Source organism: Microvirga arsenatis, from assembly GCF_009910705.1.
Classification (GTDB): domain Bacteria; phylum Pseudomonadota; class Alphaproteobacteria; order Rhizobiales; family Beijerinckiaceae; genus Microvirga; species Microvirga arsenatis.
Map to the genome: position 1 here is coordinate 116,957 of NZ_JAAAXJ010000002.1, position 17,354 is coordinate 134,310.

Consider the following 17,354-nt stretch of genomic DNA (forward strand, 5'->3'; position numbering starts at 1 on the left):
GGTTCATCCGTCCATGGTTCAGGCCAAACGAAAACGGCCGGGCATCAGCCCGGCCGCCGCGCGTCTCGATGCGGGGTCGATCAGCTCACGATCTTGTACTTCACGAAGCCTTCCGGCGCGTCGCCCATCTTCTCGACCTTGATGCCGGCCGGCTGGTAGTTGGCGGCGTTCGGGCCGGTGGTGAAGGTCATGGTGACGCCGGCCGGAACCGCGAGCGACCAGGAGCCGTCCGCCTTCGGGGCCACTTCCTTCTTCTCGAGGATGAAGCGCATGATGGCGTCGCGGGTGAGGTCCGGGGCCTCGAACACGATGGTGGTGCCGTCGGCTCCGGGGAAGTTGCCGCCGCCGCCGGCGCGGTAGTTGTTCGTCACCACGAGGAACTGCTGGTCGTCCGTCACGGGCTTGCCGTTATAGGTCAGGTCCTTGATGCGGCGGGCATCGGCGTTCACCACCTTGCCGTTGTCGTCGTAGCGCGAGGGCTGGGTGGGGTCGATCTTGTACTGCACGCCGGCGATGACGTCGAAGTTGTAGGCCGGGAACTTCGGATTGATGAGATCCTGCTCGCCGCCCTTGGCCGGGTCGATCTGGTTGTAGATGCCGGCCGAGCGCTCGAGCCACTCGCGCACCTGAGCGCCGGTGATCTTCACCACGCGGATCGTGTTCGGATAGATGTAGATGTCCGCCATGTCCTTGATGGCGAGCGGGCCGGGCTTGATCTCGGTGAAGTAGTTCGGCCCGCCGCGGCCGCCGGCCTTGAAGGGCGCCGCCGCCGAGAGGATCGGCAGGTCCTTGAAGGCGGAGGCCTTGAGCTGATCGGCCACGTACCAGGCCTGCGCCTCGGCCACGAGCTTCACGGAGGCATCGTCCGACACCAGCGAGAAGTAGGAATGGATCGGCACCGCCGTCGTGCCGACGGGCTCGCGCACGTATTTCAGCGTCGCCTCGTGGCCCTCCTTCGCCGCCGCCATCACGGCCGCATCGGACTCCACCTTGGCGACGATCTTGCGGTCGACGCGGTCGTAGATCGGGCGCGCCTCGGTGCGGAAGTTCGCGATCTTCCAGGCATTGCCTTCCTTGGTCAGCTCCAGGTCGACGAGGCCCAGATGGCTGCCCCAGAATCCGGCCATGACGGCAGGCTTGCCGTGCAGCGTGCCCTTCTGCACGTCGACGCCGGGAATGTTGTTGAATTCCTTGCCGCCCGGGAACACGAAGTGCTGGTGGCCGGTGAGGATCACGTCGATGCCGTCCACTTTGGCGAGGTGCAGGGCCGCGTTCTCCTCGCCGCCCTTACGCTCGCCGCCGGCGATGCCGGAATGGCACAGGGCCACGACGATATCGGCGCCCGCCTTCTTGAGATCAGGCACATGCTTGTTGGCCGCATCCACGATGTCGATCGTGGTGGCCTTGCCGTCGAGATGCGACTTGTCCCACTGCACGATCTGCGGCGGCACGAAGCCGATCACGCCGACCTTGATCTTCTGCTTGGCGCCGGATTCGTCGGTGAACTCGCGGTCGAGGACGATCCAGGGCTTCTGCAGGGTCTCGCCGTTGGCTTTCAGCACGTTGGCGCAGACGAGCGGGAATTTGGCCGCGCCCATGGCGTTCTGCAGGAACTCGAGGCCGTAGTTGAACTCGTGATTGCCGAGCGTGCCGCCGTCATAGGCAAGCTCGTTCATGGCGGCGACCATGGGATGCACGTCGCCCGGCTTCATGCCGCGGCGATAGGCGATGAAGTCGCCCAGCGGCGAGCCCTGGATCAGGTCGCCGTTGTCGAACAACAGGGTGTTCTTGGCCTCGGCGCGGGCGCCCTTCACCAGGGTCGCGGTGCGGGCAAGGCCCACGGTGTCGTCGGCCGCGTCGCGGTAATAGTCGTAAGGGAAGACGTTCACATGGAGGTCGGTGGTCTCCAGGATGCGGAGCTTGACCACCGGGCCGGCGGCCCAGCCGGTCTGCGGCAGGCCGGCGATGGCGGCGGCGGCCACGCCGGTCTGGAGGACGCGGCGGCGGGTGATGGATTGGGTCATGGTCTTCCCTTGGGTCTTGTTGCGAAACAGGGTTCGCCTTAGCCGAGAGAAGCACAGGTTTTGTGACAAGATCAATATAGCTGGCTAAGCGGGGCTAAGATTTCACCGTCCTCCCTGTCCGTCATCACCGGCCTTGTCCCGGTGATCTCGATTGGAAAGGTGCCGAGCCTCACAGGATCGGGATGGCCGGGACAAGCCCGGCCATGACCTGGGCGGGTGTCACCCTCGCAGCGCCTCGTCGAGGTCGCGGAAGAGGTCCTCGACATCCTCGATCCCGGTGGAGAGGCGCAGCAGGTCCGGCGGGCAGGGCGTGCCCGGCCCCTCGATGGAGGCGCGGTGCTCGATCAGGCTCTCGACGCCGCCGAGCGACGTCGCCCGCTTCCACAGGCCCACCCGGGCCGCCGTGCGGATCGCCGCCGCCTCGCCTTCCGAGACCTGGATCGACAGCATGTAGCCGAAGCCGTTTTCCATCTGCCGGGCGGCGATGTCGTGACCGGGATGCTGCGGCAGGCCGGGATAGAGCACGCGGGCCACCTTGGGATGAGCGGAGAAGCGCTGGGCGAGGTCGAGCGCGCTTTTCGCCTGCGCCGCCGTGCGCACATGGAGCGTGCGCATGCCGCGCATGAGGAGATAGGCCTCGAAGGGGCCGAGGATCGCGCCCTGCATCTTGCGGATGCCGGCGATGCGGGCCCAGAACTCATCCGCCCTGGCGCCGGCGAGCGCGCCCGCCACCACGTCGGAATGGCCGTTGAGCACCTTCGTCGCCGCATGCATGACGATGTCGGCGCCCAGCGTCAGGGGGCGGGTGTGGACCGGCGAGGCGGTGGTGGAATCGACCGCGAGCCGCGCCCCGGCCGCATGGGCGATCTCGGCGGCGCCGGCGATGTCGGTGATGGTCCAGAGCGGGTTGGAGGGGGTCTCGATCCAGACGAGCTTGGTCTCCCCTGGCTTCACCGCCTCGCGCAAGGAATCGAGGTTGTCCGTCTCCACGAAATCGACCTTGAGGCCCCAGCGCACGGCCTCCGTCATCAGCCAGTTGCGCAGGGCCCAGTACATGACCTTGGAGGCCACGACGTGATCGCCCGGATCGAGCGCCTGGAACACGGCGGTCGCCGCCGCCATGCCGGAGGAGAACAGGAGGGCGCCGGCCTCGGCCTCCTCCAGCATCGCCAGCACCGCCTCCGCCTCGCGAACCGTGGCGTTGTCGGGCCTTCCATAGACGAAGCCGGAGGAATAGGCGTTGTCCTCATCGCGGATATAGGTGGTCGCCACGTGGATGGGCGGCACGACCGCCTTGGTGATCGGGTCCACATGGCCCATGGCCTGAGCCGTGAGGCTGCGCTTCGACCATGGGGAACGCGATGATGGCATAGGGAACCTCCGGGGAGCGTGACAGGTTGCGTCACAGGATCGACGCCGTCTTTAAAGGGAATCCGGGGATGCATACAGACCAAACTGCGCCGGGCAGCCATGCCATGCCGCCGCTGCCGCGCTTTCTCGTGGCCGTGCTGCCGGTGGCGGCCGTGGCGGTCTCGGCGAGCCTCGTCACGCAGCCCAACATCCCGACCTGGTACGCGAGCCTGCAGAAGCCGGCTTTCACCCCGCCGAACTGGGCGTTCCCGGCGGCCTGGACGGTGCTTTACGCCCTGATGGCCTATGCGCTCTGGCGGATCCTGAGCCTTCCCGAAGGCCGGCCCGGCCGCAGGGCGGCGATCGGGGCGTTCTTCGTGCAGCTCGCCCTGAACGGAACGTGGTCCTTCGCCTTCTTCGGCGGGCGGAGCCCCGCGGCGGGCCTGGTGGTGATCGCGGCCCTGATCGTGGCGATCCTCGCCACGATTCGCGCGTTCTGGCGGCTGGACCGCCCGGCGGGCCTGCTGCTCGTGCCCTATCTCGCGTGGGTGGCCTATGCGACCCTGCTCAACGGCACGATCTGGCGGCTCAACGGCTGATCAGGCTTCCCGCGCGTCGAACAGGTCCGGGTCCTTGTCGTGATGGTCGAGGACGCCGACGAAGGGCAGCTGCCGGTAGGAATGGGCCACGTCCATGCCGTAGCCGATCACGAACACGTCGGGGCAGGTGAAGCCCACGTAGTCCGGCTGGATCTGCACGGCGCGCTTGCCCGGCTTTTCCAGCAGCACGGCGGTCTTCACGCTCTTGGCGCCGCGGGCCATGAGGAGGTCCTTGGCGAAGGTGACGGTGCGGCCCGATTCCAGGATGTCGTCCACGAGCAGCACGTCGCGCCCGCGCACGTCGCTCTCTACGTCGCGCAGGATGGTGACGGTGCCGGTGGAGACGGTGCCGTCCAGGTAGCTCGACAGGTGGACGAACTCGACCTGAGGCGTGAGCCCGGCCCGGTGCAGGGCGCGGATCAGATCGGCCGCGAACATGAAGCTGCCCTTGAGCACCGCCACGACGAGCAGGTTTTCGGGCTTGGCGGCCGCGATTTCCTGGGCCAGCGCCTCGTTGCGCCTGGCGATGGTGTCTTCGTCGAAGAGAACCCGGATGCGGTGGGCAGTGCTCATCATGATCGTCCAGAAAAGAAATATGAAGGCTCTCGAAGCCGCCCCTTCACGACCACGCCTGCTCCGGGAAGTCAAACGGAGTTGGCGGATTTTCAAGCGAATGCGTGAGGCCGTGCCGTCCGCTTCCGCTCCTGCGGCAATGTCCCGCGAGAGGCTCGCTTCCCGTCTCAGGTCCGCAAGTTTATGGCTTGCTAACCATGATGGGGCCATAAGGAAGCGAATCGCGGCCTTCTCCCGCCATAGGCCCGCAACGCTCAAGGACGGCTCGAAGACGTGTGAAAGCGCTCGATCACGACGATTATCACTACGATGAAAGCACGGCTCCGGTCGTGCAGTTCGAGAATGTGGGCGTGCGCTACGGCATGGGGCCCGAGGTCCTGCGCGACCTGACCTTCTCCATCGAGCCCCATTCCTTCCAGTTCCTCACCGGCCCCTCGGGGGCGGGCAAGACCACCCTCCTGCGGCTGATCCTGCTCTCGGTCAGACCCACCCGCGGCCTGATCTCCCTCTTCGGCGAGGACGTCTCCCGGATCTCCAAGGACGAGCTCACGGGCGTACGCCGCCGCATGGGCGTGGTGTTCCAGGACTTCCGCCTGCTCGACCACCTGACGACCTATGAGAACGTGGCCCTGCCCCTGCGCGTGCAGGGCAAGGAGGAGGCGAGCTACCGGGCGGAAGTCGTCGAGCTCCTGCGCTGGGTGGGCCTGGGCGACCGCATGCACATGCTGCCGCCGGTGCTCTCGGGCGGCGAGAAGCAGCGCGCGGCCATCGCCCGGGCGCTGATCGTACGCCCCGACCTGCTGCTCGCCGACGAGCCCACCGGCAACGTGGACCCCTCCCTCGCCCGCCGCTTGCTCCGCCTGTTCATCGAGCTCAACCGGCTCGGCACCTCCGTGGTGATCGCCACCCACGATTTCAGCCTCATGGACCAGCTCGACGTGCGCCGCCTCGTGCTCGGCGACGGGCAGCTGCACATCGACGGGTGAACCGATGAGCGCCTCGCCCCAGCCCCGCGTGAGGAAGTCCGCTCCCCCCGAGGGGCAGAAGCGGCCCCTGCCCGCCTCGCTCAGCCGGAACGCGCCCCTCGTGCCGGTGGATTCGGCCGGCGGCCAGGCGCTCGCGGCGGTGATCGCGATCCTCACCTTTCTGGCCGCCTTGTGCGCCGGCGGGGCGGAGCTCGTGGCGGCAAGCTCCGCCCAGTGGCGCTCCGAGATCGCCCGCGAGGTCACCATCCAGATCCGCCCCAACGCCCAGCGCTCCATCGACCAGGACGTGGAGCGGGCGGTGGCGCTGGCCCGCCAGGCCCCTGGCGTGGAGCAGGCCCAGGCCTTCTCGCGGGAGGAATCCGAGCGCCTGCTCGAGCCCTGGCTCGGGACCGGCCTCGACTTCAACGACCTGCCGGTGCCGCGCCTGATCGTGATCAAGATCAAGGAGGGCGCCAAGCCCGATTTCGGCCCCTTGCGGCAATCCCTGCAGCGGGAGGTGCCGGGGGCGACCCTCGACGACCATGCCCTGTGGGTGTCCAGGCTTTCGACCATGGCGAACACCATCATCGGCGTCGGCGTGCTCCTCACCGCCCTGGTTCTCGTCGCGGCGGGCCTTGCGGTGATCTTCGCCACCCGGGGCGCCATGGCCGGCAACCGGGAGGTGGTGGAGGTGCTGCACTTCGTCGGGGCCAACGACGACTTCATCGCCCGCGAGTTCCAGCGCCGCTTCTTCCGCCTGGGGCTTCGCGGCAGCGCCATCGGCGCCGCGGCGGCGCTCGCCTTGACCCTGCTCCTCGGGCTCGTCACCCGCTCCTGGCGGGCGAGCCCCACGGGCGACCAGATCGAGGCCCTGTTCGGCGCCTTCACGATCAGCTGGCGCGGCTATGCGGTCGTCGTGCTCATCGCGCTGCTCGTGGCCCTCGTCACGGGCATCGTGTCGCGCCTGACCGTGAGACGCTTTCTTAACGAAAATGGTTGATGGTGCGAGCCGATCGGGAAAGAGGGATTGCCTCTCCATTGCCGCATTCTCCATTATCCTCGTCCAGGATGACCTCGCGAACGCAGAGTTGGAGTGCGCCGGGCGCCATGGACACCACGGAAGCCGTCGGGTGGGGCTGGTCGATGCAGGATGCGCCTGAACGTCCTGTACACCGGTCCTGGACGAGGCGGCTGCTCGGCCTCGGCTTCTGGGCCGCCGCCGCGGCCCTGGTCGTCGGATTCCTGGGATTCTTAGGCTTCGTCTACAGCCTCGACCGCTTCGAGCAGCCGCCCGAGACCCGTGCGGACGGGATCGCCGTCATGACCGGCGGTGCGCAGCGGATCGGGGATGCCATCGACCTGCTGGCGAAGGGCTATGCCAAGCGTCTCCTGATCTCGGGCGTCAACGAGCGGACGAGCCGGGACCAGATCGCCGACCTCAACCCGGGCCAGCGCCGCCTGTTCGAGTGCTGCGTGGATCTCGACTACCGGGCCCGCAACACCATCGGGAACGCCATCGAGACCCGGCGCTGGGCCGAGAAGAACAGCTTCGACACCATCATCGTGGTGACCTCGAACTACCACATGCCGCGCACCCTGGTGGAGCTCGACCACGCCCTGCCGAACCTGCAGAAGATCCCCTATCCGGTCGCGGCGACCATCGACCCGCACGACTGGTGGCACAATCCCGCCGTGGCGCGGGTGGTGTTCACCGAGTATCTCAAGTTCCTGGCCGTGTGGGTGCGCACCCGCTTCGAGGGCGACCCGGAGCGCTCCTCCGTGGCCCACATCATCAGCGGCGGATCGCCGATCAAGAAGCAGCTGGTCGCCGAGCCCGTCTGGCGCTAGCAGAGCCTCCTGAAACCTCTTATGGTGGCCGCCCGCGGAGCCCGTTGCTCCGCCTTTGCCTTTCTCAAGACGCCATGCTGATCCTCCGCTCCCTGCTGTTCAACGTCGCCTTCTACGCCAACCTGATCCTGTGGCTGTTCCTGCTGATCCCAGGCCTCCTGGTGCCGCGTCGGATCTTCATGGAGCTGGTCAAGCTCTGGGGCCGCACGTCGATCTGGCTCCTGCGCGTCATCGCCGGCGTCAAGGTCGAGATCGCCGGCCGGGAGAAGATCCCGCCGGGCGGAGCCCTGGTGGCGGCCAAGCACCAGTCGTTCCTCGAAACCTTCGCCATCGTGACGATTCTCGACGATCCGACCTACATCCTGAAGCGGGAACTGATGTGGATTCCGATCTTCGGCTGGCATCTCGCCAAGGCCCGTTGCGTGCCGGTGAACCGCAAGGCGGGATCGTTCGCGCTCGTGCAGATGACCCAGCGGGCCAAGGAGGAGGCCCAGCACGGACGCCAGATCATCATCTTTCCCGAAGGCACCCGTCGCCCGCCGGGCGCACCGCCGGCCTACAAGTACGGCGTGGCGCATCTCTACCAGAATCTCGGCTTTCCCTGCATCCCGATCGCCCTGAACGCCGGCCTTTTCTGGCCCCGCCGCCAGTTCATCCGCCGCCCCGGCACGGTGCGGATCGAGGTGCTCGACCCCATCCCGCCGGGCCTGCCGCGCGACGAGTTCTTCCAGAAGGTGCAGGCTGAGATCGAGGCGGCTTCGAACCGGCTTGATGAGCAGGGCCGGAGGGAACTCGGCCTCGTTCCTGCAACGGCTTCGGAGACCTCCCTGTCGAAGGCATAAGAACGATCCCCTCCTGGTCATGGCCGGGCTTGTCCCGGCCATCCCGATGCTGTGGAGCGCGGCACCTTTCCAAGCGGGATCACCGGCACAAGGCCGGTGATGACAGCGAGAAGGAGAACGTGTCCGATCACAGGTGCAAAAGCCCGCAAACTCAATCCCTGCCAAGCTTTCTACAACCTTGACGACTCACCCGGCCGTTCTTACATATAAGAACATATGGCGAACAAACGAACCATATCCTGGAACGCGGCCATGCGGGACCTCCGCAACGACCGGATGCGGAGGACAGGTGTGCGCGAGGAAAGGCTACGGGCGACCGCGGGGCTTCGCTCCACTTCCACCTTGAGTTCCTGGCGCGGCCGCTCGGGCCGGCGCTACATTGTGGGCGTGCAGCCGCTCAACGAGGCGGAGCTTCTCGAGGTGACGGATGCGGTGATCCTGGCCGTGCGCCGGGACCGGGACGGCACCGGCACGGTGATCGACGCCGCCATGGCGGCGTCCGAGCCCGCCGAGCAGAGCCGACTGCGCTGGCTCGCCAAGGCTCAAAGCCTCGGGGCCACGGAGCTCCACATCCACCGGCTGGCCGCCACGGAGGAGGACCGCCGCGCGATCTTCGAGGACCTGCGCGAGGACGAGACTCAGGCCTCCTGATCGAGCGCGTCCACGATCCTGTGCAGCAGGGGATCGACCACGTTCATGCCGACGAGGTGATCGTAGGTGTTGCGCACGTAGTCCGGGTTGCGCCCGGAAACGCCTTGCCCCTGGCGCACGAGCTTCAAGACCTGCTCGAACGAGAGACGGCCCGCATATTGTTTGTGGTAGCGGTCGACCACATAGGCGAGCGCCTGAACACGGCGGCCGTCGGCGAGCCGCACCGGCAGGCGCCGTTCCAGGTAGACGGCGGTCACCTGCTCGCGCTCCCGCAGATATTGAACCGTGGCCTGGGCCTCCTCGGGCGCGACGCGGAAGGCGACGCCATGGCAGCGCCCGCCGCGGTCGAGGCCCAGCACGAGCCCCGGATGCTCGGGCGTGCCGCGATGGACGTGGGAGAAAACGCAGAGCGAGCGGTGATAGCCGTAGAGATGGGCGTGCACGCGTTCGAGATAGGGAAAGCCCGGCCGCCACATGAGCGAGCCGTAGCCGAACACCCATAAATCCTCCGTGAGGTCCCACATGTCCCTGCGCCCGAACCTTGCCCGGTTGGGGCGCTAGCAGTTAGGAAGCGCCAACACAACAGGAGATCGCGCATGGATCAGGCCGCCCCGACGGGGAATGTCCGCCGCAGCCGTTTCTGGCTCTACACGCCCTTCGTCCTGCTGCTGCTCCTCGCCATCGCCTGGAGCGTCGCCTGGTTCGTGATCCGCAACCGCACCGCGGAGGCCCTCGACGGCTGGATCGCCGCGGAGGCCCGGGCCGGACGGGAATGGACCTGCCGGGACCGCACCATCGCCGGCTACCCGTTCCGGATCGAGGTGGTCTGCAACGCTCTCGACTTCAGGCGGGGTGCGGTGGCCGCTTCCTTCGGGCGCACCGAGGCCGTGGCGCAGGTCTATCAGCCGCGCCGCATCATCGCCGAGGTCGCGGGTCCCCTGCGCGTCAGCGACGGAGCCGTGACGGTGCAGGGGAGCTGGGATCTCCTGCAGGCCAGCGTCAACGCCTCGCCTGCCGGGCTGCAGCGCCTGTCCGTGGCCGCCGACGCCCCGAAGATCGCCGTCTCGGGCCTTCCCGGCGGCGAGCTGGCGGGATCCGGCCGGCGCCTCGAGTTCCACGTTCGCCCCAATCCGTCCCGGACCGCCGAGCAGGCCCGCGACGTGGCCGCCACTGTCACCGAGGCGCGCATCCCCCTGCTCGACGCCCTCATCGGCGGCGCGGAGCCGGCGAACCTGACGGCGGACGTGACCGTCACCCGCGCCGACGGCTTCAGGGGCGGCACGATCGCGCAGGAGCTGGAGCTCTGGCGCAGCGCCGGAGGCAAGGTCGACATCCTGATGCTCTCAGGGGTCAAGGGGCCGCGCCAGATCGAAGCCAAGGGCGAGCTGCGCCTGGACGAGCAGCACCGGCCCGCGGGCCAGCTCAACGTATCGGCCGCCGGTCTCGACGGCCTGCTCGGCAATCTGACGGGTGGGCGCATGGGCGGCAACCTTCTCGGCATGCTGCTGGGGCAGGGCCCGCGCGCCAATGCGGCTCAGCCGGGAGCCAAGCCGCAGCTCACGGCCCTGCCGCCGCTGCGCCTGGACAACGGCTTTCTCGCCATGGGACCGTTCGTGATCCCCAATGTGAGGCTGCAGCCGCTTTATTGAAGACAGGCAATCTTTCCTCCCCCTTGCGGGGAGGGATTGAGGGTGGGGGTCGTGGTGTCGGAGCAAGCGCCTCATCCAGACAGTGAGACGCCGATACAGCCTTCACCTCTCCCTGGTGGGGAGAGGTCGAGCGAAAGCGAGGGTGAGGGGGAGAGCGGTCTCCGGAGAGGGCTGTAACCCCTCACCCGCGCCTGAAGGCGCGACCTCTCTCTCAGGGAGAGGTGAACCTGCGCCCTGCTGGTTTATGCATTCACCCGGTTGCACCACCCCCACCCCTGCCCCTCCCCGCAAGGGGGAGGGAAATGGAAGCGCCCCTACGTCTTGTCCTCGCGCCGGCGGCCGAAATCCGGCTCCGGCGTTTCCTGGCCGGACGAGATGATGCCGCGCCGGATGGCGCGGGTGCGGGTGAAGAGGTCGAAGAGCTTGTCGCCCTCGCCCCAGCGGATGGCGCGCGCCAGCAGGGCGATGTCCTCGTTGAGGCGGCCCAGCATCTCCAGCACGGCCTCGCGGTTGTGCAGGAAGATGTCGCGCCACATGGTGGGATCCGAGGCGGCGATGCGGGTGAAATCGCGAAAACCGCCGGCGGAGAACTTGATCACCTCTCCTTGAGTGACCGTCTCCAGATCCGCCGCGGTGCCGACGATGTTGTAGGCGATGAGATGCGGCACGTGGCTGGTGATGGCGAGCACCAGATCGTGGTGCTGCGCGGTCATGATCTCCACGTTCGAGCCCATGGCGGCCCAGAATGCGCGCACGCGCTCCACCGCCGCCTCGTCCGCCCCCTCCGGCGGGGTGAGAATGCACCAGCGATTGTGGAAGAGGGTCGAGAAGCCCGCATCAGGCCCCGAATGCTCCGTGCCCGCCACCGGATGGGCCGGCACGAAATGCACGCCTTCCGGCAGGTGCGGCTGCACCTGCGCGATCACGGAGGCCTTCACCGAGCCCACATCCGACACGATGCAGCCGGGCTTCAATCCCGACCGCATGGCCTCGGCCACCTGGCCGCAGACGCCGACCGGCACGCAGAGGATCACGAGGTCGGCATCCCTCGCGCCGGCCGCCGCATCGGTGGTGGCCTCGTCGGCAAGCCTAAGCTCCCGCACCCGCTCGACCACGGCTTCGCTCGCATCAACCGCGACGATGGTGCGCGCGAGGTTGAGATGCCGGCTCGCGCGGGCGATGGAGGAGCCGATCAGCCCGAGGCCGATGAGAGTGATGCGCTCGACGAGCGGCGTTTCGCGCGGGGGACCGAGACGCTCAGGCATTCCTCGACCCCATGAAGTCGCGCAAAGCTTGAACGACGAGTCCGTTCGCCTCCTCGCTGCCGACCGTCAGGCGCAAGGCATCGGGCAGGCCATAGGCCGCGACCTGGCGCAGGATGAGCCCGCGGGACGTGAGGAATGCATCCGCGTCCTTCGCCGTGCGGCCCGGCTCGCTCGGGAAATGGACGAGCAGGAAATTGGCGACGCTCGGCGTCACTGTCAGGCCCAGCGCCTCGATCTCGCGGGTGAGCCAGGCGAGCCAGCGCTCGTTGTGCTCGACGGCGCGCGCCACATGCGCCTCGTCCTGGATCGCGGCGATGCCCGCGGCCATGGCCGGCCCGCTGACGTTGAAGGGGCCGCGGATGCGGTTGACCGCATCGACGATGTGGGGGGGCGCCACCATCCAGCCGAGGCGAAGATTCGCGAGCCCGTAGATCTTCGAGAAGGTGCGGGTCATCACCACGTTCTCGGAGGTCGCGACGAGCTCGAGGCCGGATTCGTAATCGTTGCGGCGCACGTATTCCGCATAGGCCGCGTCGAGCACGAGCAGCACATGCGGCGGCAGGCTCGCGTGGAGGCGCTTCACCTCGTCGAAGGGAATGTAGGTGCCGGTCGGGTTGTTGGGATTGGCGAGGAAGACGATCTTCGTCCTGTCCGTCACCCTCTGCAGGATCGCGTCCACGTCGGTGCGAAGGTTCTTCTCGGGAGCGACGACGGGGGTGCCGCCCGCGGCCTGGATCGCGATGCGGTAGACCAGGAAGCCGTGCTCCGTGAAGATGCCCTCGTCGCCCGGGCCCACATAGGCGTTCGTGAGGAGCGACAGCAGCTCGTCCGAGCCCGCGCCGCAGACGATGCGGTTCGGGTCGAGCCCGTAGCGGGAGGCGATCGCCTCGCGCAGCTTCGTGGCGGCGCCATCCGGGTAGAGCTCCAGATGCTCGAAGCTCCGGATCGCCTCCGCCGCTTTCGGAGAGGGGCCGAGCGGCGTCTCGTTCGAGGAGAGCTTGTGGATCTTTCCAACCCCTGCGGCCTTGCTCTTGCCGGGCACATAGGCGTCGATCTGCATCACGCCGGGGCGGGGTTGGGGACGGGCGGACATTTTTTTGTTTCCTGACAATCGGTCTATTGGCGGCTGCTCTAGCGCAGGTCGGACATCATTTCACGTGGAAACGTTCGGCATGGCTGCCGACCTCGGCGAGCTGGGCGAGGCCCGCACCCGCCCGGGTGAGGTCCGCATGGAGCTGGGACGGCGCGACGCTGCCGGGCACGGCGACGAGTTCCGAGAGGCCGTGGGCGTCGGCGGCGCTCGCCACCACCTCGCCGCCGAGGCGGATCAGGGCCTCGTGGGCGCCCCGGTGCCAGCGCTCGAACTGGGCGGCATAGAGCACCACGTCTCGCACGGCCGCATCCACCAGGGGCTTGGAGATCACGAAGACCGGGGTGCCGGCGGGATGGTCGGGCCGCTCGATGAAGGGCAGGCGCGCGATGATCTTCGGACGGTCCTTATCGGCGAGCGTCCGCCACCAGGCGCCGCTGGTCGCCCCCTGGTCGAGGCGGAAGATGCCGAGATCGCCCTTCGAATGCGCCACCGCCTCGATCACCGCCGCGGCGCTCGGATGGGTGACGTAGGGAACCGTGAAGCCGAAATGGAACCGGGCCGAGTCGCGCATGGGCGCGTCGCCCCCGGAGACGTCGGCATGGACCGCGTAGCTCGACTGGACATAGGTGAAGGTGCCGATGATCACCCGCCAGATGCTCTCCACCGTGTCGAGCGGCAGCAGGCCGCTGTGGCGCTCGGCCAGTGCCCGCATCATCGAGGCCTCGCGGCCGGGGCGGAAGGCCGAGGAGATGCCCGTCTCCGACGCCTTCTTGGAGGCGATCAGCCGGTCGATGATGGTGCCGCGCTCCATGAGCAGCCGGTGCATCGCCTCGTCGATGCGGTCGATCTCCTGGCGCAGCTCGGCAAGGGCAGGTATGGCCTTCTCGGCGGGCTTCTCGGCGGACATGGGCTAAGATCCTTGGGGTCGGCGCCTTTCTTTGACGGTTTTGGCCCGGCTTGTCATCTCCGATTGCACGACGGGTTGAGATCCAGCGCCTTCGGGCCCGCAGCGTGAGCTGCGGGCCGTCAGGGTTGCTCGAGGGTGGCGCTTGGGGCAGCCCGGCTCGATGGGGGATGGTGGTGAGTGTGAGAGCCGAACTGCTCGTCACGCGCGGTTCTTTTCAGGCGGACCTGGAACAGGCCAGGGTCGGCCTCCCGCGACCACAGGTGTGCGAGACCTGCGGCGGGACCGCGCCCCGTCCCGCATCTGCGACGCCTCGCGAGCGCGCCCCTCACCGGACGAGGATGTCCGTAGCTATAGCCGAGCTTAGGCGAACTGTCAAGAACAAAGTAAGAACATTGCACCCGCCTGCACCCTCGCCCTCTCCCGGCTCGCTCCGCTCGCCACCCTCCCCCGCATAGAGGAGAGGGTTCAGGGAGGTATGCTCAAGACCCACTGAGGAAGGCTGCACCGGCCCGAAACGAAAAGGCCCCGGCGATGCCGGGGCCCTGCGGTCATGGCTGGACGACCGTAGCCGCGGTCATACCCGGCCGAGACGCTTCGTGGTCTGGGGGTCGAAGAGGTGCACGTTGGCGGGGTCGATGGCGAGGGTGAGCCGGCGCGTATCCGCCGGGATCTGGCCGGTGGAGGCCTGCACCACGAATTCGGCGCCGGCGACCTTGCCGTGGAAGAGCTGGGTGGCGCCGAGCTCCTCGACGAAGTCCACGTCCATGGTCAGCGCGCTCACGCCGGCGCTGCCGGCCTGCACGTCCTCGGGCCGCAGGCCCACCTCGACGGGGGTGCCTGCGCTCAGGCCCTCCCGCATGTCGGTGACCGCGATGGACTGGCCGCCCACCGAGACGCGGCCGGGACCTTCCACCGTGCCCGGCAGGATGTTCATGGGCGGGGAGCCGATGAAAGTGGCCACGAAGCGGGTCTCGGGACGGCGATAGACGTCCGCGGGCGAGCCCACCTGCTCGATCTGGCCGCCGGACATCACCACGAGCTTGTCGGAGAGCGTCATCGCCTCGACCTGATCATGGGTGACGTAGATCGAGGTCACGCCGAGCGCCTTCTGCAGGCGCTTGATCTCCACGCGCATCTGCACGCGCAGCTTGGCGTCGAGGTTGGAGAGCGGCTCGTCGAAGAGAAAGACCTGGGGCTTGCGCACGATGGCGCGGCCCATGGCCACGCGCTGGCGCTGGCCGCCGGAGAGCTGGCGCGGCTTGCGGGCGAGGAACGATTCGATGGCGAGAATCCGGGCCGCCTCCTTCACGCGCTTCTCGATCTCGTCCTTCGGCGTGCCGCGGTTCCTCAGGCCATAGGCCATGTTGTCGTAGACGCTCATATGCGGGTAGAGCGCGTAGTTCTGGAACACCATGGCGATGTCCCGGTCGGCGGGCTCGATCTGGTTCACGATCCGGTCGCCGATCTTCACCGTGCCGCCGGAGATCGTCTCGAGCCCCGCGATCATGCGCAGCAGCGTGGACTTGCCGCAGCCGGACGGGCCGACGAGAACGCAGAAGGAGCCGTCCTCGATGTCGAGCGATACGCCCTTCACGGCCTCCACATTGCCCGCATAGATCTTCCGGACGGTATCGAGCGTTACCCCTGCCATGGTTTCTTTCCTTTTAGCGTCGGCCCGCACCGCTTGAGGGCTCCGGGCGAAGAGTTCTTGCAATTGTCGAGAAGGAGCCCCTTCAGCACCGGCATGGGGGGCTCAGCGCGTCTTCGCGCATCACTTCTCCGTTTCGACGAGTCCCTTCACGAAGAGCCTCTGCATGAAGATCACCACGAGCACCGGCGGCAGCATGGCGAGCACCGCCGTGGTCATCGCGATCTGCCATTCCGTCAGGACGTCCTGGGTCGTCAGCATCTTCTTGATGCCGATGACCACGGTCTGCATCGAGCTCTTCGTCGTGATCAGCAGCGGCCAGAGATACTGGTTCCAGCCGTAGATGAACTGGATGACGAAAAGGGCCGCGATGGTGGTGATCGACAGGGGGATGAGCGTGTCCTTGAAGAAGCGGAACGCCCCGGCGCCGTCGATCTTCGAGGCTTCCAGAAGCTCGTCGGGAACGGTCATGAAGAACTGCCGGAACAGCAGCGTGCCGGTGGCCGATGCGATGAGCGGCAGGATGAGGCCCGTATAGGTGTCGAGCATCCCGAGATCGGCCACGATCTTGTAGGTCGGGTAGATGCGCACCTCGACGGGGAGCATCAGGGTGATGAAGATGATCCAGAACGCCGTCTTGCGGAACGGGAAGTTGAAATACACCACCGCGAAGGCGGACAGGATCGAGATCAGGATCTTTCCGAAGGCAATGCCCATGGCCATGATGAAGGAGTTCACCATCATGGAGCCGACCGCCTCGCCGGAGGTGCGGGCGGTGCCTTGGAAAAGGGTCCGGTAATAGTTGACCCCTGCCTGATCGCCGGGGAGCAGGGACATGTTGCCGTTGCTGATCGTCGCCGAGTCGTTGGTCGAGGCGATCACGGCCAGGTAGACCGGAAAGGCGACGATGATGACGCCGATGGTCAGAACCAGATAGGCCAGGAACTTGGCATAGGGGCGATTCTCGACCATCAGTACTGCACCTTGCGCTCGACGTAACGGAACTGGATGGCCGTGAGGCCGATGACGATCAGCATCAGGATCACCGATTGCGCGGCCGAACTGCCGAGATCGCCGCCGAGACGTCCGTCCGAATAGACCTTGTAGACGAGGGTCGTGGTCTGGCCCGCGGGGCCGCCGCCGGTGACGGCGTCGATGGTGCCGAAGGTCTCGAAGAACACGTAGACGACGGTCACCACGATGAGGAAGAAGGTGGTGGGGGACAGGAGCGGAAAGACGATCGTCCAGAAGCGCCGCAGGGGCCCCGCTCCGTCGATGGCGGCCGCCTCGATCACGCTCTTCGGGATCGCCTGCAGCCCGGCCAGGAAGAACAGGAAGTTGTAGCTGATCTGCTTCCATGTCGCCGCGAACACGAGCAGGATCATGGCGTGGTTGGCGTTCAGCATCGGGTTCCAGTCGATCCCCATCGTCTTGATCGGCCGCGACACCATGCCGAGCGTGGGATGGAACATGAAGATCCACAGAACGCCCGCGATGGCGGGAGCCACCGCATAGGGCCAGATGAGCAGGGTCTTGTAGCCTTGCCCGAAGCGCAGCTGCTTGTCGGCCTGGCTCGCCAGGAGCAGGGCGCAGGAGAGCGAGAGAATGGCCACCGCCGTGGAGAACACGGCCGTCGTAACCATGGCCCGGTAATATTCGGGCTGCTCGAAGAGGGTGCGGTAATTCTCGAAGCCGACGAACTCGCTCGACAGGCCGAACGCATCCTCGAGGAGAAAGGACTGCCAGATCGCCTGCGATGCCGGCCAGTAGAAGAAGATGAATGTGATCGCCAACTGCGGCAGGAGCAGCAGGTAAGGCAGAGTCTTACTCGAAAAAATCGCTCTTTTTTCCATAGCGCTCAAGTCACCCGGGCAAAACCTGCCGGGACCGACTCCTCCCACTCGCAGGCTATTCTTGTCGTTCTTATAAGATCATCCCGG

At 67.0% G+C, this 17,354-nt stretch carries 17 protein-coding genes; 7 read left to right on the forward strand and 10 right to left on the reverse strand.

Translation table 11 applies throughout. The annotated features are described in order from the left end of the window. Positions 1-80: 80 nt before the first annotated feature. Together GR303_RS03840 and GR303_RS03845 are read right to left on the reverse strand one after the other, a co-directional pair. Entirely contained in the window at positions 81-2,024 is a 1,944-nt protein-coding gene (locus GR303_RS03840) for a bifunctional 2',3'-cyclic-nucleotide 2'-phosphodiesterase/3'-nucleotidase (RefSeq protein ID WP_161721319.1), read from the reverse strand. Positions 2,025-2,243: 219 nt separating this feature from the next. After that, positions 2,244-3,395, reverse strand: coding sequence for a trans-sulfuration enzyme family protein (locus GR303_RS03845; RefSeq protein ID WP_161721318.1), 1,152 nt, complete (start codon positions 3,393-3,395; stop codon positions 2,244-2,246). Positions 3,396-3,463: 68 nt separating this feature from the next. Here GR303_RS03845 and GR303_RS03850 point away from each other — a divergent pair, with 68 nt between their 5' ends. Further along, the gene (locus GR303_RS03850; RefSeq protein WP_161721317.1) at positions 3,464-3,973 is read left to right on the forward strand and encodes a TspO/MBR family protein; all 510 of its coding nucleotides are present in this window, start codon (positions 3,464-3,466) and stop codon (positions 3,971-3,973) included. On the opposite strand, the gene hpt is transcribed toward GR303_RS03850, so the two are convergent. After that, positions 3,974-4,549, reverse strand: a complete 576-nt coding sequence (hpt, locus tag GR303_RS03855) for a hypoxanthine phosphoribosyltransferase (protein WP_161721316.1) — start codon at positions 4,547-4,549, stop codon at positions 3,974-3,976. Between the two features lie 272 nt (positions 4,550-4,821). Between hpt and ftsE the strand changes: the two genes are divergently transcribed. The 5 genes from ftsE to GR303_RS03880 all read left to right on the forward strand — a co-directional run bounded on the left by ftsE (position 4,822) and on the right by GR303_RS03880 (position 8,852). Beyond that, positions 4,822-5,532 (forward strand): cell division ATP-binding protein FtsE, encoded by a 711-nt coding sequence (gene ftsE / locus GR303_RS03860; RefSeq protein ID WP_161721315.1) that lies wholly within the window; start codon positions 4,822-4,824, stop codon positions 5,530-5,532. Positions 5,533-5,536: 4 nt separating this feature from the next. Continuing rightward, positions 5,537-6,511 carry a cell division protein FtsX gene (locus GR303_RS03865; RefSeq protein WP_161721314.1) on the forward strand — a complete coding sequence of 325 codons (975 nt, stop codon included), beginning with the start codon at positions 5,537-5,539 and terminating at the stop codon, positions 6,509-6,511. A 107-nt stretch (positions 6,512-6,618) separates the two neighbouring features. Next, positions 6,619-7,359 carry a YdcF family protein gene (locus GR303_RS03870; protein WP_246205252.1) on the forward strand — a complete coding sequence of 247 codons (741 nt, stop codon included), beginning with the start codon at positions 6,619-6,621 and terminating at the stop codon, positions 7,357-7,359. 74 nt (positions 7,360-7,433) lie between these two features. Then, positions 7,434-8,201 carry a lysophospholipid acyltransferase family protein gene (locus GR303_RS03875; RefSeq protein WP_161721312.1) on the forward strand — a complete coding sequence of 256 codons (768 nt, stop codon included), beginning with the start codon at positions 7,434-7,436 and terminating at the stop codon, positions 8,199-8,201. Between the two features lie 252 nt (positions 8,202-8,453). Next, positions 8,454-8,852, forward strand: a complete 399-nt coding sequence (locus GR303_RS03880) for a hypothetical protein (protein ID WP_201751888.1) — start codon at positions 8,454-8,456, stop codon at positions 8,850-8,852. On the opposite strand, the gene GR303_RS03885 is transcribed toward GR303_RS03880, so the two are convergent. Continuing rightward, positions 8,840-9,376, reverse strand: coding sequence for a gamma-glutamylcyclotransferase (locus tag GR303_RS03885; RefSeq protein ID WP_161721311.1), 537 nt, complete (start codon positions 9,374-9,376; stop codon positions 8,840-8,842). The genes GR303_RS03880 and GR303_RS03885 overlap by 13 nt on opposite strands. 72 nt (positions 9,377-9,448) lie before the next feature. On the opposite strand from GR303_RS03885, the gene GR303_RS03890 reads away from it, so the two are divergent. After that, positions 9,449-10,501, forward strand: coding sequence for a DUF2125 domain-containing protein (locus GR303_RS03890; protein ID WP_161721310.1), 1,053 nt, complete (start codon positions 9,449-9,451; stop codon positions 10,499-10,501). A 314-nt stretch (positions 10,502-10,815) separates the two neighbouring features. Here the strand turns inward: GR303_RS03890 and GR303_RS03895 are convergent, their stop codons facing one another. The 6 genes from GR303_RS03895 to ugpA all read right to left on the reverse strand — a co-directional run bounded on the left by GR303_RS03895 (position 10,816) and on the right by ugpA (position 17,267). Beyond that, positions 10,816-11,766 carry a prephenate/arogenate dehydrogenase family protein gene (locus tag GR303_RS03895; protein WP_161721309.1) on the reverse strand — a complete coding sequence of 317 codons (951 nt, stop codon included), beginning with the start codon at positions 11,764-11,766 and terminating at the stop codon, positions 10,816-10,818. After that, positions 11,759-12,859 (reverse strand): histidinol-phosphate transaminase, encoded by a 1,101-nt coding sequence (gene hisC, locus GR303_RS03900; RefSeq protein ID WP_161721308.1) that lies wholly within the window; start codon positions 12,857-12,859, stop codon positions 11,759-11,761. The genes GR303_RS03895 and hisC overlap by 8 nt, the downstream gene beginning before the upstream one ends. A 55-nt stretch (positions 12,860-12,914) precedes the next feature. Further along, positions 12,915-13,766: a chorismate mutase gene (locus GR303_RS03905; protein ID WP_161721307.1), complete on the reverse strand. Its 852-nt coding sequence runs from the start codon at positions 13,764-13,766 to the stop codon at positions 12,915-12,917. A gap of 574 nt (positions 13,767-14,340) precedes the next feature. Then, positions 14,341-15,417 carry a sn-glycerol-3-phosphate import ATP-binding protein UgpC gene (locus GR303_RS03910; protein ID WP_161721306.1) on the reverse strand — a complete coding sequence of 359 codons (1,077 nt, stop codon included), beginning with the start codon at positions 15,415-15,417 and terminating at the stop codon, positions 14,341-14,343. 120 nt (positions 15,418-15,537) lie between these two features. Further along, a complete protein-coding gene (gene ugpE / locus GR303_RS03915; RefSeq protein ID WP_161721305.1) occupies positions 15,538-16,386 on the reverse strand; it encodes a sn-glycerol-3-phosphate ABC transporter permease UgpE in 849 nt (282 codons plus the stop codon). Next, positions 16,386-17,267 (reverse strand): sn-glycerol-3-phosphate ABC transporter permease UgpA, encoded by an 882-nt coding sequence (ugpA, locus tag GR303_RS03920; RefSeq protein WP_161721304.1) that lies wholly within the window; start codon positions 17,265-17,267, stop codon positions 16,386-16,388. The genes ugpE and ugpA overlap by 1 nt, the downstream gene beginning before the upstream one ends. Positions 17,268-17,354 lie beyond the last annotated feature (87 nt).

Excerpts from the sequence above, each read along its gene's own strand:
- GR303_RS03840 (WP_161721319.1), bottom strand. The coding sequence starts at position 2,024 with ATGACCCAATCCATCACCCGCCGCCGCGTCCTCCAGACCGGCGTGGCC.
- GR303_RS03845 (WP_161721318.1), bottom strand. The coding sequence starts at position 3,395 with ATGCCATCATCGCGTTCCCCATGGTCGAAGCGCAGCCTCACGGCTCAG.
- GR303_RS03850 (WP_161721317.1), top strand. The coding sequence starts at position 3,464 with ATGCATACAGACCAAACTGCGCCGGGCAGCCATGCCATGCCGCCGCTG.
- hpt (WP_161721316.1), bottom strand. The coding sequence starts at position 4,549 with ATGATGAGCACTGCCCACCGCATCCGGGTTCTCTTCGACGAAGACACC.
- GR303_RS03865 (WP_161721314.1), top strand. The coding sequence starts at position 5,537 with ATGAGCGCCTCGCCCCAGCCCCGCGTGAGGAAGTCCGCTCCCCCCGAG.
- GR303_RS03870 (WP_246205252.1), top strand. The coding sequence starts at position 6,619 with ATGGACACCACGGAAGCCGTCGGGTGGGGCTGGTCGATGCAGGATGCG.
- GR303_RS03875 (WP_161721312.1), top strand. The coding sequence starts at position 7,434 with ATGCTGATCCTCCGCTCCCTGCTGTTCAACGTCGCCTTCTACGCCAAC.
- GR303_RS03880 (WP_201751888.1), top strand. The coding sequence starts at position 8,454 with ATGCGGGACCTCCGCAACGACCGGATGCGGAGGACAGGTGTGCGCGAG.
- GR303_RS03885 (WP_161721311.1), bottom strand. The coding sequence starts at position 9,376 with ATGTGGGACCTCACGGAGGATTTATGGGTGTTCGGCTACGGCTCGCTC.
- GR303_RS03890 (WP_161721310.1), top strand. The coding sequence starts at position 9,449 with ATGGATCAGGCCGCCCCGACGGGGAATGTCCGCCGCAGCCGTTTCTGG.
- GR303_RS03895 (WP_161721309.1), bottom strand. The coding sequence starts at position 11,766 with ATGCCTGAGCGTCTCGGTCCCCCGCGCGAAACGCCGCTCGTCGAGCGC.
- hisC (WP_161721308.1), bottom strand. The coding sequence starts at position 12,859 with ATGTCCGCCCGTCCCCAACCCCGCCCCGGCGTGATGCAGATCGACGCC.
- GR303_RS03905 (WP_161721307.1), bottom strand. The coding sequence starts at position 13,766 with ATGTCCGCCGAGAAGCCCGCCGAGAAGGCCATACCTGCCCTTGCCGAG.
- GR303_RS03910 (WP_161721306.1), bottom strand. The coding sequence starts at position 15,417 with ATGGCAGGGGTAACGCTCGATACCGTCCGGAAGATCTATGCGGGCAAT.
- ugpE (WP_161721305.1), bottom strand. The coding sequence starts at position 16,386 with ATGGTCGAGAATCGCCCCTATGCCAAGTTCCTGGCCTATCTGGTTCTG.
- ugpA (WP_161721304.1), bottom strand. The coding sequence starts at position 17,267 with ATGGAAAAAAGAGCGATTTTTTCGAGTAAGACTCTGCCTTACCTGCTG.